This is a genomic window from Novosphingobium sp. ST904 (genome assembly GCF_001298105.1).
Taxonomy (GTDB): Bacteria; Pseudomonadota; Alphaproteobacteria; order Sphingomonadales; family Sphingomonadaceae; genus Novosphingobium.
Map to the genome: position 1 here is coordinate 1 of NZ_LGJH01000105.1, position 24,889 is coordinate 24,889.

The following is a 24,889-nucleotide window of genomic DNA, read 5'->3' on the forward strand; positions in this document are numbered from 1 at the left end:
CGAGGTCATCTGGCGGCAGCGATCATGGCCAAGCGTTTCGGCCGTGGAAATGGCAACGCTGCGCTGGGTCGATTGGTACAATAATCACCGGCTCTTCGGCCCTATCGGGCACATCCCGCCCGCTGAGGCCGAAGACAATTACTATGCAGCCCTCGAGAACCTCGATATGGCTGCATAGCCAAATGAAAACTGCCTCCTGAAAACCCGGGGCGCTTCACACGATCCGCTCGGCCACGCCATGTACGCCTATCCGTGGGGCCAGCTGGGGACCGAACTTGCCGACAAGACCGGTCCGCGCGAGTGGCAGCGCTGGGTCATGGGTGAGATCCGCGACCATCTGAGCAACCCCGACACGCGGCACGACCCGCTGCGCATCGCCGTCGCGTCCGGCCACGGCATCGGCAAGTCCGCGCTGATTTCCATGCTGGCGAAGTGGGGCATGGATACGTGCGTCGATACCCGCATCGTCGTCACCGCCAACACTGAGGGCCAGCTCCTCACCAAGACGGGCCCGGAAATAGCCAAGTGGTTCCGCCTCGGGATCACGAACGACTGGTTCAAGGTCAACGCCACGTCGATCGTCTCGACCATGGCCGGGCACGACAAGGGCTGGCGGCTCGATCTTGCCACCTGGTCGGAGCACAACACTGAAGCGTTCGCGGGCCTTCACAACGAGGGCAAGCGGATCATCCTGATCTTCGACGAAGCCTCGGGCATTCCCAAGCCGGTATGGGAGGTCGCGCTCGGCGCGCTTACCGACGCCGACACCGAGATCATCTGGTTGGCCTTCGGCAACCCGACCCAGAACACCGGCGACTTTCGCGAGTGCTTCGGGAAGCAGCGCAACCTCTGGAAGACGCGCCAGGTCGACAGCCGGACCGTCGAGGGCACCAACAAGAAGTACCTGCAAGAGATCGTCGATACCTACGGTGAGGACAGCGACATCGCGAAGGTTCGTGTGCGGGGCATGTTCCCGTCCGCGTCCTCGATGCAGTTCATCGGATCGGACGTGGTGCAGGCCGCCCAGCGCCGCGAGATACCGCACATGCTCGGCACGGAGCCGCTGATCTATGGCCTCGACTGCGCCCGCTTCGGCGACGACAGCAGCGTCCTGGCCAAGCGTTGCGGCCGCGACGCGCGTTCGCGCAAGTGGAAGAAGTGGCACCACATGGATTCCATGACCATCGCGGCAGACGTCGCGCTGGAAGCCCAGCAGGAGCATCCCGACGCGATCATGGTCGACGCCGGCAACATCGGCGCGGCCATCATCGATCGACTGCGCCAGCTCCTGCCCGACATCCCGATCTTCGAGGTGTGGTTCGGCTCGACCAAGGTGCGGCAGGCCTACTTCAACGGCATGCCCACCAACGTCTTCAACAAGCGCACCGAGATATGGACCAGCCAGCGCGAGTGGCTGGCGACCGGTTGCATCCCCGTCGACCAGCAGCTCGAGGACGATCTGACCGGTCCGCTCTACAGCTTCGGCGGCGACGACACCTCGATCATGTTGGAGCGCAAGAAGGACATGAAGAAGCGCGGGCTCGCCTCGCCTGACGAGGGCGACGCGCTCGCCTGCACCTTCGCCGAGCCGGTCGGGCCTCGCAACGTGCCCAGCTACATGGACGCCAGCAACTACGGGAATGGAGGCGATCGCTATGGCGAACTGGACTGATTCGGAGTTCGAGATTTGGCTCGCGGCTCTGCCCAACCTTGGGTACCCGCGCGACTGGATCGGCCGCAACCTTCCGGCGCTCCGCGTCCGGTTTGAGCGCGGCGAGCAGATGAAGACGTGTCCTCTTCCGTCCGCCCGCAGTCACAACCGGTATGAGGAGATTTGAGCAACCTATTTCCCTCGCGCAACCAACAGGATAACAGCGGTTAGATTTTCATCAGCGGGGGGTCTTGGTGAGCTGTTCTGTTCTGTGGTGTACTTTTACGTGGGACGCATTCGCGACGTTAACCGCGGGTGGTGTAGCGGTCGCGGGCGCTGTGATTGTAGGATTGCGGCAGTTGCGGGTTAGTGAGGAACAGGCAAAAATCGCGGGACGACAAGCGGAAATACTTGAGCACCAGGTGGATGTGGAGCGGGCAGCTTTGAGGGCTGATCTGTACGAGCGCCGGCTTGCTGTTTTTAAGGCATGCCGAGAATTCGTACGAGCGACCACGCTGCCGTCGTTTGATTTTGAACAGTCATACAAAGCATCTGTTGAAATGAGTGACCAGCTCGAGCAGGCAGAGTTTTTGTTCGCTGGGGAAGTCCGCAAAAAAATTCAGGATATTAATCAGCAGGCACGAGATGTTGTTGACGCGCAAGTCAGCCTCATGGTTCTTCGAAGCTCTGGCAATGTTGCGCATGAGTTCGGCACTTCGCAGCGCGTGACGGATCTCCGAGAACACATCCACGCTTTAACAACCCAGCTTAACGCCCATCTTCCCAACCTCGCTCAGGTTATGGGTGAGGAGATGCGGCTTTACATTCCTCGCGCAAAATCAAAGCGCGATTCAACGCCAGACTGACCAGCCGCATACCGCCTCCTGACCACAGGAGGCACAATGTCCGACACCGCAGCGCTCGATGCGCGCCTCGAAAATCTCGAAGCCGTTGGCCGACACGCCGGTCTCTTCAAAGCGGACCCCGAGCAGTTGGCGCGGGAAGTTGCGTATCAGGATCAGATCATCCGCCAGTGGGCGGTCGATCGCGCAATTGCGATCGGCATCCAGCCGGCACCGCTCGTATTCAAGCTCGCCCAGCAGATCTTCGACTTCATCAAGTCGGGCGAACTGCCCGCAGCCGAGAAGGCTGCGGATTGATGTGCACCAGCACTCCCGACATCGCGACCGTGCCGGAGCGGCAGGCGACGAAGCTGCCGGACAACGGCGCGCCCGAGGGCTCGACGGACAATAGCCGACAGCGCCGCGCGATCATCGCGGGGCTTATGACGTCGCCGCAGGGCACGATCGGCTCCCCGACCGTCGGAACGCCGACGCTCGGCTGATGGCATCGCTCCGCGAGCACTGCGAGGTACGCCTCCAGGCGCTGAAGAACCTCCGTTCTGACTTCGAGCCTGAGTACCGGGAGATCGCTCGGTTCGCGCAGCCCGCTCGCACGCGCTTCCTCTCGTCCGACAAGGACAAGGGGACGAAGCGTCGCATTCGTAACAGCCGCCTGTTCGATCCTCACGGCATCGAGGCGTTCCGCACGCTGACCAACGGCATGACGTCTGGCCTGACCTCGGCATCGCGCCCATGGTTCACGCTGAAGCTGTCGAACGAGGAGCTGAACGAGCAGCCCGGCGTTCGCGCGTGGCTCTCGGACTGCGAGACCGCGATGTACGCGTTCCTCGCCCGCACCAACTTCTACGGCGCGGCCAAGGCTGGTTATGGCGAGATGGGCCTGTTCGGGACTGAGGCCTGCGTCATGGTCGAGCACCAGACCGTGGGCGCGGTGTGCCACAGCCTGACTGCCGGCGAATACTGGATCGGGCTGTCCGACGCACTGGTACCGGACACGCTTGCCCGCGAGTGCTCCATGACCGCGCGCCAGATCGTTCAGACGTTCCGGGGCAATACACCCAAGACGATAATGGACGCGTACAAGGGCAAGCTCGCCGACCAGGTTTACACGTTCTACAACCTGATTGAGCCCAATCATGACTTCGATCCGCGCCGCTTCGGCTCCATGCCATGCGTTCGATCTATTGGGCCGAGGTAAACAAGACCTCCGAGGTCATGCAGGTCAAGGGCTACAACGAGCAGCCCTTCTGGGCGCCGCGTTGGGATGTGGTCGGCGGCGATACCTATGGCGTGTCGCCCGGCATGGAGGCGCTGCCCGCGCTTCGCGAACTCCAGATGCAGTCGAAGCGCCGTAACGAGGCGATCGACAAGCTGGTGAAGCCCGAGATGCTGGTGAAGCAGGGCGTGCGCGTTACCGGCGAGCCCGGCGCGGTCCGCTCCGTCGGCCAGCTCGACCAGTATGCTGCGATGCCCGCCTATCAAATGCCTTATCAGGCAGTCGACGCGATCAGCCAGGAGATCGACAAGTGCCGGCAGCAGATCGACGGCCTGTCGTTCGCCGACTTGTTCAACGCGATCACCAACATGCGCGGCATCCAGCCGCGGAACATGGAGGAGATCGCCAGCCGCAACGAGGAAAAGCTCACCCAACTCGGGCCGGTGATCGAGCGCGTCTCAAACGAGAAGCTTGAGATAGTCATCGACCGCACCTTCGGTATCATGGCGCGCGGCGGCCTACTGCGTCCTCCGCCTCCCTCGCTTGCCGAGCAGGAAGGCCTGCGCATCGATACCGAGTTCGTGTCGATCCTCACCCAGATGCAGCGCGCCGTCGGTACCGGCCAGATCGAGCGCGGCCTCGGTATGGCGGGCAACCTCGCCGCCGCCGCTCCGCAGGTCATGGACAACGTCGATACCGACGAAGCCCTTCGCGAATATTACGACCGCCTTGGCGTGCCGGGCCGCATTCTTCGTGACCAGGACGCAGTCGACAAGATCCGCGCCGATCGCGCGCAGCAGGAACAGCAGCAGCAGATGGCCGCGATGATGCCTGCCGTTAAGGACGGCGCTGACGCTGCGAAGCTGCTTTCCGAGACCGGCCTGCTCGGCGGTGCGGGCATTCCCGCCTTGGCGGGAGCCTGACGTGACCGAGATCAGCCGCGAAGACGCGGAGCATCTGCTGGCGCAGGCCGAGTTCCGCCGCTTCCTTTTCGCCGCGATTCAAAGCGCCGGGCTCCTGAGCCATGAAGGCCCTGCTCATGGGCCAACACAGCGTGATCTCAGCTTTGCAGAGGGGCGCCGGAGCCTGGGGTTCGAGATCCTGCTCATGATCGAGCAAGGCCAGCCTGAGGCCCTCCGCACAGGGGGCGCACTGGCCACGATCAACGCCGCGATCCGCGAGGCGATAAACCCCACCCCGAAGGAGAAGACCCATGGCAACCGCAATCAACATCGCGACACGGACCGGTACTCGAAAGAGCTGGGCGAGTGACATCGCGCTTGCTCGCGCACTTGGCATCCGCCCTACTGCTTTCGAGCGTAGTCGCGGACGCCTGCTGCGTGCGCCAGATCACGATGCCGGCACCGGCGGCGGAGAAACCCCGGCCGCGCCCGCGTCACCATCAGCCGAGACGCCCCCAGCCGCACCCGCCGGAGACACGCCGCCCGCCGAACAGCCGGCCGCGCCCGCCGCGCCGTCCGGCGAAGCGCCGCCAGCAGCGGCCGAGCCCGAAACCTCGCTGCTAGGCGGTGAGAAAAAGCCCGAGGGTGAGACGCCGCCTGCGGCGGAAACTCCGCCCGCGCTTGTCGTACCGGAGAAGTACGAGATTTCGGCCGAAGGAATCGATCTCGATCAGGCCGCGATCGACGAGGCCACGCCCGTTTTCAAGGAAATGGGCCTGACGAACGACCAGGCCAACCAACTGATGCCCGCGGCTGCGAAGTTTCGCGAAAGCGTGGCGCAGGCGACGCTGCAGCAGCTCGTCGATGCCGGTGCGAAGCAGAAGGCGGAATGGGCAGAAGCCGCGCGCGCCGATCCGGACATAGGCGGCGGCAAGTTGGAAGAGACATTGCACCTGAGCGGCAAGGCCCTCGATGCGCTCGGTTACCCTGAGGGCTCGGACTTCCGGAAGGTGCTCACCGAAACCGGCTTCGGCAATCATCCCGAGATGGTGCGCATGATGCGCAAGGTCGGGGAACTGGTTTCCGAAGACGGCTTTCCGCGCCCCGGCGCGGTGCCCGCAAGCCAAATCTCTGCCGAGAAGCGGCTTTATCCCAACGACTAAGGGGACTTCCCAATGGCCATTCTCGGCACCTCTTACTGGAACATCATCGACGTCCTGAAGGCAGGCGGCGATGGGATCGGCGATGTCGTCGAGGCCCTGACCCAGCTCACCCCCTTCATGCAGGACGCCAACGTCATCACCTGCAACAAGGGCACGAAGCACGCCTCGTCCATCCGCACCGGCCTGCCGTCGGTCTCGTGGGGCGCCCTCTATCAGGGCATCAAGCAGAGCAAGGGTAACTACACGCAGGTCGAAGACACGACCGGCTTCATCGAAGGCCTGTCGGCCGTCGACACCCGGTTGCTCAAGCTCAAGCCCGACCAGGCCGCGAAGCTGCGCCTCATGGAAGGCCAGGGCTTCCTCGAGATCATGGCGCAGACGCTCGCAAGCGCGGTCTGGTATTCGAACACGTTCATCAACGGCAAGCAGTTCCACGGCCTCGCGCCGCGTTACAACTCGCTGGCGAACCCGAACGTCATCAATGGCGGCGGCACCGGCGCGACAATGCCTCGATCTGGATGGTCACTCACGGTGACGGCCAGACTTCCGTGCTCACGCCCGAAAACATGCCGGCTGGTGTGCAGCGTGAAGACAAGGGCGAGCAGCGCGTTCTCGATGCGAACGGCGATCCCTACTACGTCAAGGAAGAGATGTTCACGCAGCACGCCGGTATCACCGTGAAGGACTGGCGCTACAACGTGCGCATCGCGAATATCGACGTGTCCGACGTGATCGCCGGAACCGTCTCGATCAATTCGCTGCTCCGCAAGGGCTATTACAAGCTCCATGGTCGCCGCGCCTACAAGATGGAGCGCGAAGGCCAGGTCAGTCCCGGCCGCACCGCCATCTACATGAACAAGACCCTGATCGAGGCGCTGGACGGCGAAGCCACCAATTCGCGCCCGGGCGTCGACAACTTTGTCCGGCTGAAGCCGATGGAGCTGTTCGGTGAAGAGGTCGAGTCCTGGCGCGGCATGCCGATCCGCGAGGACGATGCGCTGATCAACGCCGAAACCCTCGTGGCGTAAGGAGACGGATCGATGATTTACGATAACACCCTCCTGTTCAGCGATGGGCAGGCCTTCACTGCCACCGCGCCTTCGACCAACGTCGTCGATCTCGGCGTAACTGGCACTCCCTATGGCAGCAGCACTCCGCTGACCCGCGATGTGGGCATCGGCTGCGACCCGTTACCGCTGTCTGTCCGCGTGACCACGGCGTTCGCTGGCCTGACCTCTCTCCAGGTCGTAGTCCAGACTTCGGCCGACAATTCGACCTGGCTTGATGTCGAGGCGAGCCGGGCCGTACCGGTGGCCGAGCTGGTTGCCGGCTTCCAGTTCCATGTTCCCGACTACATCCCCGAGGGGGTGCGCCGCCGATACATGCGGCTGAACTATGTCGTGGTCGGGACCGGCACGGCCGGTGCGATCACCGCTGGCGCCGTCATGGCCCGCCAGACCAATCGCACCTTCGGAGGCGCATAATGAGCAAGGTGACTTACACCGCAGGCGGGCAGATCTACCTCTCCGACGAAGGCCGCATGGTCTACGACGGCGACACTTTCGAAGCCGACGCCGCCGCGCCGATCGGTGACAACTGGCTGGACGAGAAGGGGCAGGAAATCCCCGCGGACAAGAAGCGCAAGAAAGGCGATCCGTCGCGCTACTCCGCGCTTTCGGAAGCCGATGTGAAGGCGCTGGCCAGCGCCCGCAAGATCCCGACCACCGGGAAAGACAAGGCCGCACTGGTCGCCGCCCTCGCGGCGGACGACGCAGACGCCTGACGGGGAGGCCCGGGCGACTTCTCCCGCCCGGGCGACTTCTCGATGCAGCAGAGACAGAGCAACCCCTTGAACCAGTCCCGCACGCCGGCGCGGCGGACGCAGGCGATTCCCGGGCCGGTCGTGCAGGCGAGCGGTGCCGACGTAACCGGAATTCTGGCGCGACTGGCTGCGCTGGAAAGCCTTGCGACCGATCAGGCCGCACAGATCGAGGCGGCGCAGGCAGAACTGGCAGACCATGAAGCGCGCATCGCCGCGCTTGAAGCCGGGCCGACGCCCTAGCGATTCAACGCCGAATGCCGCCGCCGTAGACCCGCCGGATGGCCAGCCTTATCGAACTCTGCAACCGGTCGCTCGCCGCCGTCGCGAAAGGCCAGATCGCCAGCCTCAACGAACAGTCGATCGAAGCGGGGGAATGCGTTCGATTTGCGCAGCCGCTGCTGGACGAGATGATCGGCTGGTCGGATAACATGCCGCTTGGCCGCCGCCGCGTGGTGTTGGCCGAAGTGACGAACGATCGGCCGTCCGAATGGCTGTTCGCCTATGCCAAGCCGTCCGACATGGAAACACCGCTGGCGCTCCGGCGCCGTGAAGATCCGGCGCAGTGCCTGCCCGAGGGAGGGCCCTTCAACTTTCCGCTGCAAGACGGCTTCCCGCTGCGTTTCCTGCTTGAAGGCGACAAGCTCTACAGCAACGTTGCCACCGCCACGCTGATCTATACGGCGGCGTCGATCCAGGCGTCCGAACTGAGCGGTCTGATGCAGAAGGCCTTTGTGGACGAGCTGGCGGTTCGGATCGCCACGCCGCTCACCAAGGACCCCAAGGTTGGCGCGGCGCTGGCGAATGTGGCCGAACTATCCCGCGCCCGTGCCGTCGCCCACGAAGAGAACAAGATGCCGCAACGGCAGACCGCCTATGTCTCCGACGCTGAACTAGCGCGGATGGGGATCATGCGGTGAGCAATTTCCGCGCGGCACAGCCCAATTTCAGCAAGGGCGTTCTTGCCCCGCATCTGCATGGCCGCTTCGACGTCGATGCCTACCAGTCGGCCGTGCGCCGCGGTGTAAATGTCATGGTGCTCAAATATGGCGGCCTCGACAAGCGGCCGGGAACGCACCTGGTGGCCGAGGTGCTCGACTACAGCGAGCCGAACCGCCTGCTGCCTTTCCAGTTTTCGCTGACCCAGACCTATGCGCTGGAGATGGGGCAGGGCTACATGAGCCCCTGCGCTCTGGGTGGCCGCCTGCTTGAAACAGAACTGGCAATCGCGGCGATTTCCAATGCGGTGAATGCCCGCATCACGGCGGCTTTCCATGGCTATACGGCGGGGAACAGCGTGTACCTGACCGGGATCGCCGGAGAGCTCGGCGTGCTGCTGAATGGCCGAACGTGGAAGGTCGTTGCGGTTATCGATGCTGCGAACTTCACCATCGATGCCGACACGACAGGCCTTGCCGCGTTCACCGCCGCCGAAGGAGGCGAGACGCGCACCGCGGCGCCCGATCCCGATCCGCCCGCGCCGGTGGTCCCCGACCCTGTTCCCGATCCCACGCCGCCCATCATTGCGCCGGGCGGGGGCTCGGGCTGGGGCCGCGACAGGACGGAGATTCCATAATGGGCGTTGCCCGCGTCTATCAGGTCGGCTCGCCCTACAACGGTGTCGAGCTTGCGGAGCTCGATTTCGAGCAGACCGCGGACACCATGTACATCGCCCACATCGACCACGCGCCGGGAAAGCTCCTGCGCGAGGAGCATACCAAGTGGGAATTCGTCACCGTCACCTTCGGGCCTGCGCTGCCCGCGCCGACCGGCTGCAATGCCGTGAACACGACCCCCAACGTTGACGATCCCAACGACGGTGAGAACTTTTTCCCGCAGCCGGCGACGTACTGCGTCACCGCGATCGACGAGAACGGGCTGGAAAGCCGCGCGTCCAATGAGGACCCGGCCACCAACGACCTGACGCTGAAGCGCAACTACAACACGATCACCTGGTCAGCGGTAACGGGTGCGGATCGCTACAAGGTTTACAAGGCCGAGAATTCGCAGTTCTTCGGCTATATCGGCACCACGGACGGCCTGACCTTCCGGGACGACAATATCGGCCCCGCACTCGATCAGGCCCCGCCCGAAAGCTACAATCCGTTTGGCGCGACCCCGTCGGATTACCCCTCCACCGTGACGCTGTTCGAACACGCGGAATATGGGCTCGCACGCGCAACGTTCCGAATGGCGTGTGGACTTCGCGCTCTGCCGAACTGGAGAACATGGATCGTTCGCAGCCGCTGCGGGAGAACGATAGCCTGTCCTTCACCATCGTGGCGGGCCGGGTGAACTCCATCAACCAGCTAGTGTCCACCACCGGTCTGCTGGCCCTTTCCTCCGACTCCATTTTTACGGTGGATGGCGACGGGCAGGGCGGTATCCTGGTCGGCAATTCGCCGCCATCGCCCAAGAGGCAGATCGGCCGCGGCGCGGCGCGCACGCAGGCCATCGTCGTCGACAACGTGGTGTTCTACATCCCATCGGTCGGTTCGACGGTCCGGACGATTTTCTACTCGTTCGACGTGGACGGCCAGAAGTCTAACGACGTGTCGATCTTTTCGCCGCATTTCTTCGAAGGCTTCGACATCGTGAGCTGGTGCTATGCTCAGGAGCCGCGTTCGCTGATCTGGGCTTGCCGGTCTGACGGTGCGTTGCTCTGCTTTGCCTGGGAGCAGGAGCAGAACGTCTGGGGCTGGACGCTGTGCGAGACCGACGGGAAGTTCCTGGATTGCATCGCGATCTCGGAGAACGGCGAAGACCGCGTCTACTTCATCGTTGAGCGGCAGGTTCAGGGTGAGACGCGCCGTTTCGTGGAGCGCTTGGCGCCGCACTTGTGGAGTGATGTTTCCGACAGCGTGTACGTTGACTGCGCTGTTTCGGCCGAGTTCGACGAGCCTCGCTCAACCTTCTCAGGTCTCTGGCACCTGGAGGGGCGCACGATCTGGGGTCTGGCTGACGGCGTCGCCGTGTTCGATCTGGTGGTTGAGAACGGCAGTGTAACCCTGCCTCCCATCAAGCCGACGGCGCGAAAGGTGACTTTCGGCATCCCTTACACGGCTGAGGTGGAGACGTTGCCGCTGCGCATGAATGTGCCGGGTAGCGGCTGGAATGTCGGCCGCAGCCAGCAGCCAGGCGACGTGGTACTGACCTTGCGCAACAGCCGGTCGGTGCTAGCCGGGATCGATGATGCGAACCTGTTTCTCGTGAAGAATCGCATCGACGAAGCTTATGGCGCGCCGGACGATCTCATGACCGGAAACTACCTTGTGAGCACTGCGAACAAGGCCGCAGATGGCATTTCGTGCCTGGTGAGATCGGAGGCTCCACTGCCGCTTACCGTGCTGGGCGTTGCCGCAGACGTAGTGCTGCACGGTGCGTAGCCGGATAGCCATTGTCCCGGCGCAGCGTCGCCATATCAACACCATCGCCAACCGCCTGCGCATCATCGACCGGGAAGAGTGCGAGGCAATGGGCCGGACGGGCAAGCATGCGCTGCGCATGGGGCTTGCTGTCAGCTCCCAGTGCTGGACAGCAACGGTAGACGGCTGGCCGGAGGCGATGTTCGGTGTGGTGGTTGAAGATCTCATCGGCGGTCTCGGGACGCCGTGGTTCCTCGGCACTGACGAGGTCTACCGCCATGGGCGTGAATTGCTGAGGTTGGGGCCGACGTTCGTTGCCCGGCTATGCGATTCATCGCCGCGCCTCAGCAATCTAGTGTCGTCCCACAATGGACGCGCCATCCGTCTCTTGCAGCGGTGGGGCTTCACTGTCGGCGATGACGAAATGTGCGTGCGGGGCGTTGCTTTCCGCCGCTTCGAAAAGGGGTATTCCTGATGTGCGCGCCTGTGGCGGTCATTGCGGCTGGGGTAGCCGCAGCCGGGGCAATCTTCGGCGGGCTCGCCGCGAACGCGCAATCGCGCTTCCAGGCCAAGCTTGCCGACCGTAATGCGTCTATCGAGCGTGAAGCCGCGCAGCAGGAGATTCAGAATACCAAGGACGCTGCGCTCGATCACTATCGCAAGATCGGCCAAATGAAGGGGCAGCAGCGCGCCAGGGCCGCGGCGGCCGGTGTCGGCGTCGACTTCGGGACGGCGGCCGATGTTGTCGCCGATACCGATATGCTTGGCCGCGAGGACGTCGGCAGGATCTATAGCCAGGGCGCTCAGAACGTGCGGGGGCACGACATCGCCGCTTCGAACTACAAGAGCCAGGCCGGGGCGCGCGCCAGGCGGGGACCGCTGCACTCGTCAGCGCTGGCTTCGACGCTGGCAAATCACTTCTCAGCGGCGCCAACCAGTACAGTCAAATGAAGAGGGGCAGCTAAGTGCCTCGCGTTCCGCAGTATCAGCCCGGACAGGTCGGGCCGGTCCAGACCACGCAGCAGCGGTTTCGCGCACCCGACGGGCCCGGAGCGGCCGGCATCATCGCCGAGGGCCTGAAAGGACTGTCGGAGGTTCTGAATGTTCAGGATCGCATCGACCTCGAGAATGATGAGACGCAGAGCCGTCTTGCTGTCTCGCAGGCGCGGGGCCAGTACGCCTCGGCACTCGATCAGTTCAAGGCCTTGAAGCTTGGCGCGGCGCGCGCCGGACAGGACGGCTTCAACACTTCGCTCGACCAGATCAAGAAGGACGCCATCGGCACCGCCACGTCGCCGCGCATGCGGATGCTGATGGAGCAGCAGCTGGCCGAGGTGGACAGCGATGCGCGCCGCATGGGTGCGAGCCACGCGCTGGGCCAGCAGCAGGACGAAACGCGGCAGAGCTTCGGCATCGAGCAGGACGCGCTCATCGATGCGGCGGTGTCGTCCGACAATCCGGCTTTTCGTGATCGCAGCAGCCTTGCCCTTCGCGACAGCGTGGCGCGGCAGCTCGCCTTCGACGGTTGGGACCGGGATACGGCACCCGATGCCTATGCGATCGCCGAGAAGGCCGCCGTATCGAAGCTGCATGGCGGCGTGCTCGACCGCATGTTCTCAAGCCCCGACCCGGATCTCGACCAGGTTGGCCAGTATCTGGGCGCTTACCGCGACGAGATGACGAGCGATCTCTACACGAAGACAATGGCACGCATGCAGGGGCCGCTTCAGGATCGCATCGACGATTATCGCGCTGACCTCATCAATGCGGAACCGACGTCAGGGAACGCACCGGATGGCGCCAAGGCAGGCCCGTGGCAGAGCGTCGCGGTGAACGTCGCCAACCGCTTCGCCTCGATCCTTCGGAAGTCGCGGCCGTGATGTCCTATGAGACCGGCGGCACGTTCTCGCCGACGATCATGGGCGGGAAGGGCGGGCAGTATATGGGCTTGATCCAGTTCGGGCCGTCGGAGCGCAAGAAGTACGGCATCGACAAGGCATCGAGCCCGGAAGACTGGACAAAGGCGATCGGCGATTACCTCCAGGACCGCGGCTTCAAGCGCGGCATGGGCGTCCTCGACCTCTATTCCACGATCAATGCAGGAACTCCGGCCGGTATGAGGCAAGCGATGGCAATGGCACCTTCGCTCCCACGTCGAGAACCTGCTCGGCGCTCACAAGGAAAAGGCGAAGGGCTGGCTAGGCGGCGCTGCGGGTTTCAATAACTCGCCGCGCGAGTGGAATCGGCCCGCGATCTACCAGGCCATTGAAAAGAAGGCGGCGGCGGAGAGATGGTCTCCGGAAGCGGTGAAGCGCGTCAAGGGCGTGTGGGATCGCCGCATGACGACCGATGAGGGCCTGCTCCGATCGCAGCAGCAGCAGGCCGACGAACAGGCGAAGGCCATCGCCCTCAACGCTGGTGACAATTTCAAAGTGTCGATGATCCGGCCGGAGTGCGGAGTAACTTGAGCCCGGTTGATCTGGCACAGTACAGCGATGCCGAACGGCGGATCGGTGAGGCGAAAAAAAAGCCGCTGCCGACGCGGCTGGGAAGTCGGCGGAATGGACGCTGGAGGCGCAGGCCCGCTTCGATCCGGATGGCTTCAAGGGTGTCGATCTCAAGCGATATGTGGGCGTGATTGCCCCGGAGGCGCTCAATGGCCTGGCCACCAAACAGGCCACACTGCTTTCCAAGCCAGCGCCGACTTATGAGGAGACGTCCTTCCGCTCCAAGATATCGTCGGAGATCGAGTTCCAGGAAAAGCACAATGGCGTGAAGCTCAAGGACGAGCAGAAGGTCGCGATGTTCGATTACATCAGCGCCGGCCTTGGCCAGGTCACGCGGCAAGCCGGCAAGCTTCCAGATCAGAAGACGGTGTCGCAACTGTTCCAATCCGGAATCAAGGTGGTGCCGGGAACCGGCGGATGGTTCGGCAGCGACAAGCGGCAGTTCGAGGTGCTCACGGATGTACCCGACGATTTCCGTCAGAACTTCGTGCAGGCCTGGCGTGGTCGCGGGCAGCCGACGCAGTCGCAGATTGTGTCCGGCTATCAGCAGTGGCTGGCGGCGGGACGGCCGTGACAGGCGATTCAATGGCAGCGTGGGCCGCCATATTCCCGCGGCATGGCCGATCCTATCATCCCGTTCGACTACTATGACAGGCTGAAGCGTAGAGGAGCAGGCCAGACGGCCGATCCTGATCCGATCTCGGATACCCTCACATCGATGCGCGCCAATTCTGCACGGCGTAGTATTCTCGAATCCGGTGCACCTGACGATGTGGCCCGCGTGGAGCGGGTGGCCCGCGCTGCTGGCGAGAACCCTTCCGCTGTTGAGGGGAATATCGACCTTTACGAAAGATCGCTGAACGCAAGCCGATTCACCGCCACCGCCACGCAATACCCTGCCGTCGCTGCGTGGGCGATGGCTAATCCTCGCGGCGCGGCGATGGCTGCGGATGATTCCAAAAGTCTGGGTGCACTCGGAACCGCTTGGGACTTCGTAAGCAACATTCCTGGCCGTTTATGGCATCGCGGTCTGCCGCTCGTAGCTGGTGGACTGACGAAGACATGGAACACCATCCAGGACGCGCAGGACAGCCTGTTCTCTCCGATCGATGCGGCGGTCGATGCTGTGGACCGGGCGTTCGATATCTCTTGGATCGACGTGGAGCGCACGCGCAAGGATTTGAGGAGGCAGCGCGTAGGCGTGGCCAGCTACTGGGATGCGAAGGCGGAGGCTGGCGGCCAGACCGCGCGCGGCGGAAACAGCATCAGCGAAGGACTGCTGCAGGGCATCGACTCTCTGCCGCTGACCGCAATCGCACTGCTCACCCGCAACCCAACGATTGGCGCGACCACGATCGGTACGCAAGTCGCCGGAACATCTTATCAAGACGCCATCGCGAAAGGTGTATCGCCTGACCGCGCTGCCCGGCTGGCGTTAGCGCAGGGTGGGACCGAAGTTCTGACCGAGAGGATCCCGATGGGCACACTTCTCGAAATGACCACGCGCAAGCTTCCTTGGGGCAAGGCGTTCATTCGCGAACTGGGTCAGGAGATGACCGGTGAGCAGGTAGCGACATTCTTCCAGGATATGGCCGACTGGTCGTATTTGCCGGAGAATAGCAATAAAACCTTTGGCGATTTTCTTGCGGAGCGTCCCGAGGCGGCAGCGCAGACCGCGCTTGCGACGTTGGGAGGCACCGGCACCACGTCCGTTGCCATCGGAGCAGCGCACCGCGCGACGGACGCAACCCTGTCGGTTGGCCAGCGTCTTCACGATCGAAATCAGGCGAAGAGGGAGAAATCGTTTCTCGAACAGGCGGCGCGTGCAACGACCGAATCGAAGCTGAAACAGCGCGACCCGGAATCGTTCCGCACGCTAGTGCGCGCGCAGGCGCAGGAAGCAGGGGCGACCGCCGTGTTCATTCCTGGTGAGGCGATCCGCGCCTACAACCAGTCGGACCATTATGATCCGGATGCCGACCCGCTTGCCCAGACCGATGCCGCCGAAGCAGCCGCCACCGGCGGCGACGTCGTTATGCCGATCGAGGATTTCCTGACCGACGTCGTCGGCACCCCGGCGTGGGATGCGATCAAGGATGACGTTCGCCTTAGCCAGGGCGGCATGTCGACCCGTGAAGCCCAGACCTTCGATGAGGCGATGGAAGATATCCTCGGCCACGCTGCTGATGAACTGGCTCGGTCGGATCGCGAGGGCAGGGCGGCGCGCACGGCGCGGGACCAGCTGGTCGACCGGCTGGCCGGGATGTTCGGCGAGAGTTTCACCGCGCCGTCGCGCGCCAGTATGCCGAGATTGCCGTGCAACGCGCCCAGACCCGCGCGCAGCGGCTGGGCATGGAACTGACGCCCGACGATCTGAACGACCTGTCGATTCGCCAGATCCTGCCGGAGGGCGTGGCCGAGGCGGTCAGCGCCGATCGGTTGGACCTCGTCATCAACGCAATGCGAGCGGGCGGTTCGGTGGATTACGGAGTGGGCCCGAGCCTGCTGGAGTTCATCCGACAGCGGGGCGGGATGAACGATACCGGGGGCGATCTGGCCTCCATGGGCGTTCCAAGCCGCTACCTGACCGGGTACGATGTTCGGCAGGCCGAATTGACCGGCGGCTTGTCCGGCATGGGCGATTTCGGGATCGACAACACGCTGCGCGCCGCGATCGAGGCCGGGTATTTTCCCGACCTTGCCAATGTGGAAAATGAGCAGGGACCTTCCACGCTCGACACCCAACGCCTCCTCGACGCAATCCGCGAGGAGCTTTCCGGCGGGACCGCTCTCTATCCGGAAACCCGCACCGACGAGTTTCGCGCGCTGGCCGAGGACCTGCGGCAGACGCTGGAGGAGGCCGGGTACGCGCCGTCGAACATGACGGACGAAGAGGTGCGAGACGCGGTCGATCGCATGTCGCGCCCGGCAGAAGGTGGGCAAGCCTACGAGCAGAGCGCGCGCGGGCGAACCGTGTTTGAGCAGAATCGCCGCATCATCGAGCTTTTTCAGGGCCGCGACCTTTCCACGCCGATCCACGAGCTGGGGCATGTCTGGCTTGAGGAGCTGATGGCCGACGCGGCGCTGGAGAATGCGCCGGATCAACTCCGCAGCGACTGGGAGGCGGTGCGGAGCTGGTTTGCGCATTCCGGCCACGCCGTTTCCGAAGACGGAACGATCCCGGTGGAGGCGCACGAGCTGTTCGCTCGCGGCATCGAGCGTTACTTCATGGAGGGGAAGGCGCCGACGACCGCGCTGACCCGCATTTTCGAGAACGTCCGGCAGTGGATGCTCTCGATCTATAAGTCGGTGGCGAGCCTGCGTTCCGACATAACGCCCGAGATCCGCGAGGTCTTCGATCGCATGATCGCCTCTGATGAGGAGATCTCGGCGGCCCGCGATCGGCAGGGCATCGAGAACTTGTTCAAGGATGCCGCAGAGGCGGGCATGTCGCAGGCCGAGTTCGCAGCTTACCAAGAGAAATCGCGCGATGCGAGCGCAGCGGCGAATGCGAAGTTGCTGGAGCGGGTCTGTCGACCATCCGCCGCCGCGAGACGGAACGGTACCGCGACCAGCGGCGCGCCGTGCGGGTTGAGGAAGAAGAGCGGATCGACAACGCTCCGCTGTTCAAGGCGATGGCCGCCATGGACATGAACCGTGGTGGTAGCCGCATCAGCAAGGAATGGGTGGTCGATCGGCTGGGCCTTGATGCGCTCGACATGTTGCCGCGCCGGGTTCCGCCGATTTATGCCGAGAACGGGGTAAACCCGGAGCACATTGCGGAGATGGCGGGTTACGGCTCAGCCTCAGAGATGTTGCAGGCGCTGATCGGGGCAGAGCGCCTTCACCGCGAAGCCCGCGATAATGGCGACAAGCGCTCCATGCGCGATCGTGCGATCGAGACGGCTACCGACGCCGAGATGAACCGCCGCTATGGCGATCCGCTCAACGACGGATCTATCGAGCAGGAAGCGCTCGCCGCCGTGCAATCGGAAATGCTGGGCGAAGTTCTGTCATCGGAGATCCGCGCGCTTGGCCGCCGTTCCGGTCGCGGTCCGTTGCCGTATCAGATCGCGCGCGACTGGGCGCGGGGCAAAGTCAGGTCCGGGAAATGGATCGATGTCGCATCGCCCGGCGCGCTCGTCCGCCATGCCCGCAATGCCGCGCGGGCGGCCAAAGCCGCAGAAGCTGCGCTGGTGGCCGGCGACCATGCGGAGGCCTATCGGCAGAAGCAGTTCCAGATGCTCAATAATGCGCTCGCCGCCGAAGCCTTCGCCGCCGCCGACCAGGTCGAGGCCGTGCGAAAGCGGCTGGATGAAATTGCGGAGGCAAAGACCCGCAAGGCTGTGGATCAAGATTACCTGGAGCAGGCGCAGATGCTGCTGGAGGCTGTGGACCTCAAGCGCCGCTCGCAGATCTATGAGAAGCGCAAGGGCAGCTTTTCTGCCTGGGCTGCTGCGCGCGAAGCTGAGGGTTTCGACGTGGTCGTTCCCGAATCCTTCACTGCCACGCTGGGCCTGACCAATTGGAGCCAGATGCCGATCGATGACATCTTCATGCTCGACGAGGCGGTGAAGCAGATCATGCACCTGGGCCGCCTGAAGCAGAGCCTTGTCGAGGGCAATGAGCAGCGCGAATGGGAGGCGTTGGAGCAGGAAGCGGTCGATAGCGCAGCCAACCTGCGTGGACGCCCGCCGCAGGACCTGGCCGCGCCCGGCTGGTGGGAAAGCCTGCGGAGCAAGATCGCGGGCATCGATTCGTCCCTCCTCAAGATGGAGACCGTTTTCGACTGGCTTGACGGCGGCAATTCCAACGGCGTGTTCAACCGCGTAGTCTTCCGCCCGATCGCGGCGGCGCAGGCGCGTGAGACCGAGATGGTGAAGGACTATCAGGCCCGGATCAAAGCCCTTTTCGAGGCGGTGCCTGCGGAGATCGCTTCGCGCTGGCAAGACCGGATCACGTTGCCGTTTACCGATGTCGAGACCGGGCGGCCTATGGTGCTCAACCGGCAACAGCTTGTGGCCATGGCGCTCAACGTTGGGAACGAAGGCAATCTCCAGCGCCTGGCCGATGGCTATCGCCTTAACGGCGGCGCGCTCGTCGGTTACCTCGACCAGACGCTGACGCAGCAGGAATGGCAGTTCGTCCAGAACGTCTGGGACGAGATCGATACGTTGTGGCCGCAGATTTCCGAGATCGAGAAGCGGGTAAACGGCGTCGCGCCGGACAAGGTGAGGGCGCGAAAGTTCGTCACCACCAGCAACGGGCAGATGCGCGGCGGCTATTACCCGGCGGTCTACGATTCGACGCGCAACTACAAGGCGCAGGAGAATGCCGGGAAAGAGCGGGATCTTCTGGAGGGCGGCTATACCCGCGCCACCACGCGAGCCAGTTCGACCAAAGCGCGCGACGAACAGGTAAAGCGGCCGATCCTGCTCGACCTTGGTGTTATCAACCGCCATCTGGGCGAGGTGATCCACGACATCACGCACCGCGAGGCGGTGATCAATGCGAACCGTTTCCTATCGAGCGAGCGCGTCCGCCGCGCGGTCGATGGTGCCCTCGGCCAGGAGATCGGAAACCAGCTACGGCCGTGGGTTAAGTTCGTCGCCAACTCCTGGGCGGTGGAACGAGCCGGTAACGAAGGGTTCGGCAAGTGGCTGGGCAAGCTGCGGGCGAACACTACGGCTGTAGGTATGGGTCTGCGTGCCACTACAATGGTGACGCAGATCGCAGGATACTCAAACTCCATGGAAGTCGTGGGAGAGGCAGCCATGTCGAAGGCGCTGGCGCAGTTCGCGCGCAACCCCGCCTCCGCGATCCGGTCCGTGATGGAGCGGTCCGACGAAGTGCGCCATCGCATGGCGACGCTGGACCGCGACCTCCGGACTGAAATCGCCCGCATCTCGATGGCGAACCCGGCGACGAAAGCCGCCGCGCTGGTGCTAGATGGCAAGAAATTCTTCTTCCACGGCATCGGTTACATGGACATGGTTGTGTCCGTCCCCACGTGGATGGCCGCCTATGACAACGCTGTGAAGGCGGGCATGTCCGAGGCGGATGCGGCTTACGCTGCCGACAAGGCTGTGCGGCAGTCCCAGGGCGCCGGCGGACCGAAGGATCTTGCAGCTATCCAGCGCGGCACCGGAAAGCACGGCGAGGCGCTAAAGCTGGCGACCATGTTCTACAGCTACTTTTCGGCCCAGTATCAGCGCCAGCGCACGCTTGGCAGAGACGTGACGGGCGCGGATGGACGAAGGCTGCGCAATATGCCGCGGCTGGCCGCTCGGGGCTTCTTCCTGCTTGTCTTGCCCGCGCTGCTGACTGAGGTTCTCCGCGGCGCAGTGGGCGCGCCCGCCGGGCCGGACGAAGATGAATGGTGGTCGCAGTGGCTCATTCGCAAGCTCCTTGCAAATTCGCTTGGTCCGATTCCAATCGTCCGCGATGTGTTCGAGCCGTCATGGAATGCGGCTCGCGGCGCCGGCTGGCGCGGTACCTCCATCACGCCAGTGCAGCGAGCACTCGAAAGCCTGGTCGGGACGGCTGGCGATATCGGGAAGATCACGCGTGGCGAAGAAACCAAGCATGCTACCAAGGATATTCTGGAGACCGCGGGATATCTGACCGGGTTGGTGCCGGGGCAGGTGGCGTCAGCCACCCAGTTTCTCGTCGATGTGGGAAGCGGCGATGCGGAACCGGATGGCTTCGGAGACTGGCTGCAAGGGTTGTCTACCGGGAAAATCGAGGAGTAGGGGCGATTCAACGCCACAAGCGCAGCCCTTAACTCCTTGCCATCCTAGGCGAGGCGATAGATGGCTGTTCCGACCGACAACGCATTTTCGGGGCCGTACACTGCGAACGGCGTCACCACCGTATTCCCCTTCACCTTTACGGCACCGACTGCCAGCGAGGTGGCGGTGTTGGTCGATGGGGCGGAGGCAGATGGGTCGCTCTACACGGTCGCGCTCAACAGCGGCGCCGGCGGCTCCATTGCATTCTACACAGCGCCTGCGAGTGGGACGGTCATCATCCCCGTCCTTGATCCGTTATTCACGCAGGACCTTGAGTTCGAGAATGGTTCTGCCTGGCTCGCAGAGCCGGTGAATGAGGGGTATGACCGGTCCGCCTTGCGAGATCAGGTACTGAAGCGGGACATCGGCAGGGCGTTGAAGGCGCCAATCGGTGATGAGGGCCTGGAGTTCGGCACCGTTGGCGAAGGGCAGGTTCTTGCCAAGGTGGACGGGAAAGTTCGGGGTATCAATAACGATCCGGCCTTCGCCGAGGACGCGGCTCAGCGAGCTGCAAGCGCGCTTGCCGATACGCTGACGGCCAAAGGGGAGGCCGAGGACGCGAAGGGCGGCGCAGAGCAGGCACTGGCCAATGCGGAAACGGCAGCCGATAATTCCTCCGGCTTCGCGGACGACGCCAGGGAAGCGCGCGACGCGGCGCTGGCCACGGGCGGCATGCTGCAGAAGGCCACATATGCCGAACTGGCGGCCGTGGTCGGTACGGCAGGGCAGATCGCCTCTGTTCTTTCCAGCGATACCGGTACGCACACTGACCCTGTGGTAGGGGGGACGGTTTCGAATGCTGGGCAGTACAGCTATTCGGTGAGCCCGGCGGGCTGGCGCTGGCGCAATGCGCTGGAAAGCAAGACGCCGCGGATGCGGCGGCCTCTGCTTCGGCTTCGGCTGCTGAAGTCGAGGCGACGCTCGATGAGTTGGGGAGGCCAACGCTTGGCCTGCTGCCCAAGCAGTACAGCAATTTTTCTCCCTCAACCCAGGTAACCTTGGATCCTCGCGGATACCTCGTTGCCCAGAACAACGGTGGCGCGGTGATAGACGGCACAGGGCTGAACTACAGTGAATCCATTCGAGATCTGGAGATGCGAACTCCAAGGACCTACCCTTACATAGCGGGAACCGGAGTGCCTTCCGGCGCTGTATTAGACGCGCGTGGATATGTTTCCTCTACCTTTGGCGGGAGTAGTGATGGGAAAAGCGCGGTTGCGCTTGCAGCCGAAAAGGAGCGGCTGTCCCGGATAGCCCCCTCTTTTGCTGTAACCCCATTGTTCGTCAGTACACTGGAGATCGGAGCCGCCAGGGCAGGCGTGTCTCGGTACTTCCGAATTCCCGCAGGCGTGAACGTGCGCGGCGACGATCATGCATTCGCAGAAGCGCGGCGCAACAGCGCCAGTGACACGGGATACATCAGTCTCGCGTGGGCCAAGCGGACTGGCGGCGTGTGGGGGGCGACCACCTTGCTCGCCGACGAGGCCGGTATGGACTATCATAATCCCTGCCCGATCTACGACCAGATCACAGGGGACCTTCACTTGCTGTGGGGGGCGGTGACTGGCGGGGTCACCGAGGCAGAAGAGGCTGGCGACGCGGCCAAGGCTGGCCGGATGATGCATGTCGTCTATCGCGATGGCGCTTGGCGGAAACCTTCCAACAACGCAGTGCTGACCTTGCCGTTCAAGGCATCAGATTGCGATGAGGTCTTGCAGGGTCGCAAGGCTGCCTGGAACCTTTTCTACTCCGGCCCCGGAACAGGCATTTGCATGTCGGACGGCTTTCTGATTGCGCCCGGTTGGGTGCGCGGCGCGGACGGCCTGTCATACAGTATCGCGCTTCGGTACGATCGAATGTCCCGCTCCTGGAGCGCAGGTGGCGCTGTCCCTTACCCATCGGGTGTCGTGAACCTCAATGAGGCCACCGTGGCCGAAAATGACGATGGGAGCCTGCGGATCAACTGCCGAACCACGACGGGGGGCGGCCGGGTAATTGCCACGTCTTTCGATCAAGGGCGAAGCTGGATTGGCGGTTACCGGGACACGACCTATCCCACTCCTGCGGTGTTCGAAAGCCTGTTGCGCTTGTCGTTGCCGGGCGATGGAAAGGCGGGCCGAGGGCTCTACTACAACGTTGCCGATCCGAATGAGCGACAGAACGCGACGATCCGTTTTTCGCTGGATGGCTTCAAGTCATATGCCGCGTCGCGGCTGATCTATCCGACGCTGACCGAAGACGTGACCACCGATTTCGAAGGCGTTCCGTTGGCTGCACCGGTCTCACTCACTCACCGCACCGATTACGGGGTCATGTGGAGCACAGGTCCCGGGAAGACTGGGCTTCTGATCGAAGCGCAGGTCGTCCGCAAAGATGGGACCGTGGGGCAATACTTCGTGTTGCTCTTTATCGAATTCAATGACGCTTGGGTTTTGGAGTACTCCTGATGATCGTTTATCCTTATCCGAACTTGCTCCCTGACGTTGACGCTAACGGCAATCCCAAGGTTCACTTTCTCAATGTCGGCTCCTATTCGGCGCCTGGTGTTGCGACACTGCGAGCGGCTATTGCTGCAGGCGTTAACTTCGATCGCGACGCCACGCTGGAAATGCTGGATGACTATGGAGCTGCCTCGGCTGCGTTGAAGGCGGCATTGCTGACCTGGGTGCGTCCTGCTTTCGTCAACGCGGATGGATCCAGCCTGATCTCGACGGCATATGGTGTAGATGGGGGAGGGGCTCTCTCATACGTCACGGAAAAGCCGCTTCAGCGATCGCTTGGCAGCGGTCGCAAAGTGTTCGATTTCTGGAATGGCGGGGACGCAAGCCTTGACCAGGCGAGCGTCCGGCGGGCTCAGACAGTAAGTGGTGCCGGCTTGACTATTGCCGTTTCCGGCAGTCTCAGGGTGCAGTTGGCGCTCTGGAAGTGCCTCTTCAACAGCTGAGCAATACATCCACGGGGTACAGTGTTCTTGCGCTTCAGCGCTCGGATACAGGGATGATTACCCTGGTTGGCAAACGCGCGAATGCGGATGCGTCGATCACTCTATCGACGACCACCCCATGGCCAACGTCTGATGAGTCGATCGTCATCGGGACGATGAACCTGAACGCCAGTGGGACTGACGCGCTTACGCTCAATCTCTATCTGGCCGGGAAGACTGGCGCAGCGACGAAGCTGACGGGAACACAAAGCGGTGCGCTGACAGCCGGCTCTGTAGCGATCACTGGTCACTTCTCTGTCGGCAATGTCGCCGCTGCTGCCGTTGCTTCGAGGTGGAAAGGGACCGTCGCTGAAGCCTTGATGCTCACTGCCTCGCTCGATGGAACGAACGATGCGCTCCGCGCCGAAGCCGTAGCATTGATGCAGAAGCAGCTCGCACGCTGAGATAGGATTGACGCGGATCATGGCGAATATCCTCGAAGCATTTGGCGGTTGGGCCGCCGGTGGGTTCGGTGCCGGCGGCGGGTTCTTTGCTGTGAAGTGGCTGCTGGAATTCATCGCCGGGCGGACGGACGCGCGGGAGGCTGCGCTGGACCAGGACACGCGCTTCGTGATCGAGAACCTGAAGGCCGAGGTGGCCCGCTTGTTCGACCGCGTGACCACGCTGGAAACCGAAGTGGCGGAATGCCGGCAGGCGCACGCGAACGCCGAAGCGAAAGTGATCCAGTTGCTCGCCCAGCGGCAGGGCCTCGGCGAAGCGCGGGAACACGCACAACTGATCGTCTCGGCCGAGCGGGTCGCGGCGCGGCAACAGGGGAACTGAGATGGACGTTCGCAAGCCGATTTTCGATGCCGTGCGCGGTGCGGCGCCGAAGGGCCTTTTTAATGATGCCGGCAATGTGCTGTCGTTGGACAACCTGCTGGATGCGTTCGGCGTGGCGCGGCCGGTTGCGACCGAGCTGCGCACTAGCGCGGCCGGCATCGCCCTGATGCACAAGTGGGAGGGCTGCGCGCGCAAGCGCAGCGATGGCCAGTTCGAGGCCTATCCCGATCCCGGAAGCAAGGATGGCAAGCCCTGGACGATCGGTTGGGGTTCCACCGGCAGCGATATCGGCCCGGGCACGGTATGGTCGCAGGCGCAGTGCGATGCGCGGTTCGTGAACGACTTGGTGCGGTACGAAACGGAAGTGCGCGCGGCGATCGGCAGTTCGCCCACCACGCAGGCGCAGTTCGATGCGCTGGTTTCGTTCCACTACAACACCGGCGCGATCGGCAAGGCCACGCTGACGAAGCGCCACGTCGCCGGTGACTATGCCGGGGCGGCGGCCGAGTTCGGCAAGTGGATCTACAACGACGGTGCGGTGATGGAGGGGCTGAGGCGCCGCCGCGCGGATGAGGCGGCGCTTTATGCCGGGTGTGCGGCGTGAGCTGGACCAATGCCCTTCGCGGTGCTGGCGGCCAGATCGAGCTCAACCGCGTGGTCGGCTTCATCGGGGGCATGGCCTACATTGCCGGCGCCCATGTGTTCATCGCCTGGGACATGCTGGCGCACCAGCGCGAATTCGACCTAGCCGGATACTGCACGCTGTTCCCGGCCGGGCTGGCGATCGTCGCCGGCGGTACGGCGGTGGCGGTGGCGGTGAAGGATCGCAACGTTGCCACCGCGCGC

General features: G+C 63.4%; 31 protein-coding genes and 2 pseudogenes. All 33 read left to right on the forward strand.

The window, feature by feature from the left end; all coding sequences use genetic code 11:
• Positions 1 to 178 (forward strand): annotated as a pseudogene (locus ADT71_RS31120) (IS3 family transposase); the annotation flags it as partial.
• Positions 179 to 238: 60 nt separating this feature from the next.
• Entirely contained in the window at positions 239 to 1,672 is a 1,434-nt protein-coding gene (locus ADT71_RS03525) for a terminase (RefSeq protein WP_231635539.1), read from the forward strand.
• 233 nt (positions 1,673 to 1,905) lie between these two features.
• Positions 1,906 to 2,517, forward strand: a complete 612-nt coding sequence (locus ADT71_RS31125) for a hypothetical protein (protein ID WP_132470187.1) — start codon at positions 1,906 to 1,908, stop codon at positions 2,515 to 2,517.
• Positions 2,518 to 2,553: 36 nt separating this feature from the next.
• Positions 2,554 to 2,811: a hypothetical protein gene (locus ADT71_RS03540; RefSeq protein ID WP_054435181.1), complete on the forward strand. Its 258-nt coding sequence runs from the start codon at positions 2,554 to 2,556 to the stop codon at positions 2,809 to 2,811.
• On the forward strand, positions 2,811 to 2,996 hold the full coding sequence (locus ADT71_RS03545; RefSeq protein ID WP_054435184.1) for a hypothetical protein: 186 nt from the start codon (positions 2,811 to 2,813) through the stop codon (positions 2,994 to 2,996). The genes ADT71_RS03540 and ADT71_RS03545 overlap by 1 nt, the downstream gene beginning before the upstream one ends.
• Positions 2,996 to 3,712: a portal protein gene (locus ADT71_RS34840; RefSeq protein WP_255351600.1), complete on the forward strand. Its 717-nt coding sequence runs from the start codon at positions 2,996 to 2,998 to the stop codon at positions 3,710 to 3,712. Before ADT71_RS03545 ends, ADT71_RS34840 begins: the two co-directional genes overlap by 1 nt.
• On the forward strand, positions 3,685 to 4,653 hold the full coding sequence (locus tag ADT71_RS34845) for a portal protein (protein ID WP_255351601.1): 969 nt from the start codon (positions 3,685 to 3,687) through the stop codon (positions 4,651 to 4,653). The genes ADT71_RS34840 and ADT71_RS34845 overlap by 28 nt, the downstream gene beginning before the upstream one ends.
• Position 4,654: 1 nt before the next feature.
• The gene (locus ADT71_RS03555) at positions 4,655 to 5,002 is read left to right on the forward strand and encodes a hypothetical protein (RefSeq protein ID WP_054435186.1); all 348 of its coding nucleotides are present in this window, start codon (positions 4,655 to 4,657) and stop codon (positions 5,000 to 5,002) included.
• Complete coding sequence (locus tag ADT71_RS03560) at positions 4,944 to 5,795, forward strand: hypothetical protein (protein WP_054435189.1); 852 nt, start codon at positions 4,944 to 4,946, stop codon at positions 5,793 to 5,795. Before ADT71_RS03555 ends, ADT71_RS03560 begins: the two co-directional genes overlap by 59 nt.
• Positions 5,796 to 5,807: 12 nt before the next feature.
• A pseudogene (locus ADT71_RS03565) lies at positions 5,808 to 6,823 on the forward strand (major capsid protein).
• Positions 6,824 to 6,835: 12 nt separating this feature from the next.
• On the forward strand, positions 6,836 to 7,279 hold the full coding sequence (locus ADT71_RS03570; RefSeq protein ID WP_054435193.1) for a Bbp16 family capsid cement protein: 444 nt from the start codon (positions 6,836 to 6,838) through the stop codon (positions 7,277 to 7,279).
• Positions 7,279 to 7,578 (forward strand): hypothetical protein, encoded by a 300-nt coding sequence (locus ADT71_RS03575; RefSeq protein ID WP_054435195.1) that lies wholly within the window; start codon positions 7,279 to 7,281, stop codon positions 7,576 to 7,578. The genes ADT71_RS03570 and ADT71_RS03575 overlap by 1 nt, the downstream gene beginning before the upstream one ends.
• A gap of 42 nt (positions 7,579 to 7,620) precedes the next feature.
• Positions 7,621 to 7,857, forward strand: coding sequence for a hypothetical protein (locus ADT71_RS03580; RefSeq protein WP_156336457.1), 237 nt, complete (start codon positions 7,621 to 7,623; stop codon positions 7,855 to 7,857).
• Positions 7,858 to 7,895: 38 nt separating this feature from the next.
• Entirely contained in the window at positions 7,896 to 8,534 is a 639-nt protein-coding gene (locus ADT71_RS03585; RefSeq protein ID WP_054435201.1) for a hypothetical protein, read from the forward strand.
• Positions 8,531 to 9,190, forward strand: a complete 660-nt coding sequence (locus ADT71_RS03590) for a hypothetical protein (RefSeq protein ID WP_054435203.1) — start codon at positions 8,531 to 8,533, stop codon at positions 9,188 to 9,190. The genes ADT71_RS03585 and ADT71_RS03590 overlap by 4 nt, the downstream gene beginning before the upstream one ends.
• Complete coding sequence (locus ADT71_RS32760; RefSeq protein WP_231635542.1) at positions 9,190 to 9,909, forward strand: hypothetical protein; 720 nt, start codon at positions 9,190 to 9,192, stop codon at positions 9,907 to 9,909. The genes ADT71_RS03590 and ADT71_RS32760 overlap by 1 nt, the downstream gene beginning before the upstream one ends.
• Positions 9,843 to 11,000 (forward strand): hypothetical protein, encoded by a 1,158-nt coding sequence (locus ADT71_RS32765; RefSeq protein ID WP_231635543.1) that lies wholly within the window; start codon positions 9,843 to 9,845, stop codon positions 10,998 to 11,000. The genes ADT71_RS32760 and ADT71_RS32765 overlap by 67 nt, the downstream gene beginning before the upstream one ends.
• Positions 10,993 to 11,454, forward strand: a complete 462-nt coding sequence (locus ADT71_RS03600) for a hypothetical protein (protein WP_054435206.1) — start codon at positions 10,993 to 10,995, stop codon at positions 11,452 to 11,454. Before ADT71_RS32765 ends, ADT71_RS03600 begins: the two co-directional genes overlap by 8 nt.
• Positions 11,454 to 11,930, forward strand: a complete 477-nt coding sequence (locus ADT71_RS03605; protein ID WP_231635544.1) for a hypothetical protein — start codon at positions 11,454 to 11,456, stop codon at positions 11,928 to 11,930. Before ADT71_RS03600 ends, ADT71_RS03605 begins: the two co-directional genes overlap by 1 nt.
• A 14-nt stretch (positions 11,931 to 11,944) precedes the next feature.
• Positions 11,945 to 12,859, forward strand: a complete 915-nt coding sequence (locus tag ADT71_RS03610) for a hypothetical protein (RefSeq protein ID WP_054435208.1) — start codon at positions 11,945 to 11,947, stop codon at positions 12,857 to 12,859.
• Positions 12,856 to 13,203, forward strand: a complete 348-nt coding sequence (locus ADT71_RS03615) for a hypothetical protein (RefSeq protein ID WP_156336459.1) — start codon at positions 12,856 to 12,858, stop codon at positions 13,201 to 13,203. Before ADT71_RS03610 ends, ADT71_RS03615 begins: the two co-directional genes overlap by 4 nt.
• Positions 13,204 to 13,318: 115 nt before the next feature.
• Complete coding sequence (locus ADT71_RS34850) at positions 13,319 to 13,447, forward strand: hypothetical protein (RefSeq protein ID WP_255351602.1); 129 nt, start codon at positions 13,319 to 13,321, stop codon at positions 13,445 to 13,447.
• Positions 13,448 to 13,613: 166 nt separating this feature from the next.
• Positions 13,614 to 14,060, forward strand: a complete 447-nt coding sequence (locus tag ADT71_RS03620; RefSeq protein ID WP_231635545.1) for a hypothetical protein — start codon at positions 13,614 to 13,616, stop codon at positions 14,058 to 14,060.
• A gap of 42 nt (positions 14,061 to 14,102) precedes the next feature.
• Entirely contained in the window at positions 14,103 to 15,848 is a 1,746-nt protein-coding gene (locus ADT71_RS32770) for a hypothetical protein (protein WP_231635546.1), read from the forward strand.
• Positions 15,803 to 17,140 carry a hypothetical protein gene (locus ADT71_RS32775; protein ID WP_231635547.1) on the forward strand — a complete coding sequence of 446 codons (1,338 nt, stop codon included), beginning with the start codon at positions 15,803 to 15,805 and terminating at the stop codon, positions 17,138 to 17,140. The genes ADT71_RS32770 and ADT71_RS32775 overlap by 46 nt, the downstream gene beginning before the upstream one ends.
• On the forward strand, positions 17,071 to 20,238 hold the full coding sequence (locus tag ADT71_RS32780) for a hypothetical protein (RefSeq protein ID WP_231635548.1): 3,168 nt from the start codon (positions 17,071 to 17,073) through the stop codon (positions 20,236 to 20,238). Before ADT71_RS32775 ends, ADT71_RS32780 begins: the two co-directional genes overlap by 70 nt.
• 60 nt (positions 20,239 to 20,298) lie before the next feature.
• The gene (locus tag ADT71_RS03630; protein WP_054435216.1) at positions 20,299 to 21,273 is read left to right on the forward strand and encodes a hypothetical protein; all 975 of its coding nucleotides are present in this window, start codon (positions 20,299 to 20,301) and stop codon (positions 21,271 to 21,273) included.
• A gap of 359 nt (positions 21,274 to 21,632) precedes the next feature.
• Complete coding sequence (locus ADT71_RS03635; protein WP_197282903.1) at positions 21,633 to 22,724, forward strand: sialidase family protein; 1,092 nt, start codon at positions 21,633 to 21,635, stop codon at positions 22,722 to 22,724.
• Positions 22,724 to 23,221, forward strand: coding sequence for a hypothetical protein (locus ADT71_RS03640; RefSeq protein WP_054435223.1), 498 nt, complete (start codon positions 22,724 to 22,726; stop codon positions 23,219 to 23,221). Before ADT71_RS03635 ends, ADT71_RS03640 begins: the two co-directional genes overlap by 1 nt.
• Positions 23,222 to 23,274: 53 nt before the next feature.
• Positions 23,275 to 23,664 (forward strand): hypothetical protein, encoded by a 390-nt coding sequence (locus ADT71_RS03645; protein WP_054435227.1) that lies wholly within the window; start codon positions 23,275 to 23,277, stop codon positions 23,662 to 23,664.
• 19 nt (positions 23,665 to 23,683) lie between these two features.
• Complete coding sequence (locus ADT71_RS03650) at positions 23,684 to 24,043, forward strand: hypothetical protein (protein ID WP_132468726.1); 360 nt, start codon at positions 23,684 to 23,686, stop codon at positions 24,041 to 24,043.
• A gap of 1 nt (position 24,044) precedes the next feature.
• A complete protein-coding gene (locus ADT71_RS03655; protein WP_054435232.1) occupies positions 24,045 to 24,647 on the forward strand; it encodes a lysozyme in 603 nt (200 codons plus the stop codon).
• A partial coding sequence (locus tag ADT71_RS03660) for a hypothetical protein (RefSeq protein ID WP_054435870.1) occupies positions 24,644 to 24,889 on the forward strand: 246 nt, incomplete at its 3' end. The genes ADT71_RS03655 and ADT71_RS03660, both read left to right, overlap by 4 nt.

What these genes read in the sequence shown, in the direction of transcription:
- ADT71_RS03650 (WP_132468726.1), top strand. Translation starts at nt 23,684, where the DNA reads ATGGCGAATATCCTCGAAGCATTTGGCGGTTGGGCCGCCGGTGGGTTC.
- ADT71_RS03655 (WP_054435232.1), top strand. Translation starts at nt 24,045, where the DNA reads ATGGACGTTCGCAAGCCGATTTTCGATGCCGTGCGCGGTGCGGCGCCG.
- ADT71_RS03630 (WP_054435216.1), top strand. Translation starts at nt 20,299, where the DNA reads ATGGCTGTTCCGACCGACAACGCATTTTCGGGGCCGTACACTGCGAAC.
- ADT71_RS03560 (WP_054435189.1), top strand. Translation starts at nt 4,944, where the DNA reads ATGGCAACCGCAATCAACATCGCGACACGGACCGGTACTCGAAAGAGC.
- ADT71_RS03645 (WP_054435227.1), top strand. Translation starts at nt 23,275, where the DNA reads ATGATTACCCTGGTTGGCAAACGCGCGAATGCGGATGCGTCGATCACT.
- ADT71_RS32770 (WP_231635546.1), top strand. Translation starts at nt 14,103, where the DNA reads ATGGCCGATCCTATCATCCCGTTCGACTACTATGACAGGCTGAAGCGT.
- ADT71_RS03575 (WP_054435195.1), top strand. Translation starts at nt 7,279, where the DNA reads ATGAGCAAGGTGACTTACACCGCAGGCGGGCAGATCTACCTCTCCGAC.
- ADT71_RS34840 (WP_255351600.1), top strand. Translation starts at nt 2,996, where the DNA reads ATGGCATCGCTCCGCGAGCACTGCGAGGTACGCCTCCAGGCGCTGAAG.
- ADT71_RS03570 (WP_054435193.1), top strand. Translation starts at nt 6,836, where the DNA reads ATGATTTACGATAACACCCTCCTGTTCAGCGATGGGCAGGCCTTCACT.
- ADT71_RS03540 (WP_054435181.1), top strand. Translation starts at nt 2,554, where the DNA reads ATGTCCGACACCGCAGCGCTCGATGCGCGCCTCGAAAATCTCGAAGCC.
- ADT71_RS03640 (WP_054435223.1), top strand. Translation starts at nt 22,724, where the DNA reads ATGATCGTTTATCCTTATCCGAACTTGCTCCCTGACGTTGACGCTAAC.
- ADT71_RS03585 (WP_054435201.1), top strand. Translation starts at nt 7,896, where the DNA reads ATGGCCAGCCTTATCGAACTCTGCAACCGGTCGCTCGCCGCCGTCGCG.
- ADT71_RS32760 (WP_231635542.1), top strand. Translation starts at nt 9,190, where the DNA reads ATGGGCGTTGCCCGCGTCTATCAGGTCGGCTCGCCCTACAACGGTGTC.
- ADT71_RS03525 (WP_231635539.1), top strand. Translation starts at nt 239, where the DNA reads ATGTACGCCTATCCGTGGGGCCAGCTGGGGACCGAACTTGCCGACAAG.
- ADT71_RS03605 (WP_231635544.1), top strand. Translation starts at nt 11,454, where the DNA reads ATGTGCGCGCCTGTGGCGGTCATTGCGGCTGGGGTAGCCGCAGCCGGG.
- ADT71_RS32765 (WP_231635543.1), top strand. Translation starts at nt 9,843, where the DNA reads ATGGATCGTTCGCAGCCGCTGCGGGAGAACGATAGCCTGTCCTTCACC.
- ADT71_RS03580 (WP_156336457.1), top strand. Translation starts at nt 7,621, where the DNA reads ATGCAGCAGAGACAGAGCAACCCCTTGAACCAGTCCCGCACGCCGGCG.
- ADT71_RS34850 (WP_255351602.1), top strand. Translation starts at nt 13,319, where the DNA reads ATGACGACCGATGAGGGCCTGCTCCGATCGCAGCAGCAGCAGGCCGAC.
- ADT71_RS03545 (WP_054435184.1), top strand. Translation starts at nt 2,811, where the DNA reads ATGTGCACCAGCACTCCCGACATCGCGACCGTGCCGGAGCGGCAGGCG.
- ADT71_RS34845 (WP_255351601.1), top strand. Translation starts at nt 3,685, where the DNA reads ATGCGTTCGATCTATTGGGCCGAGGTAAACAAGACCTCCGAGGTCATG.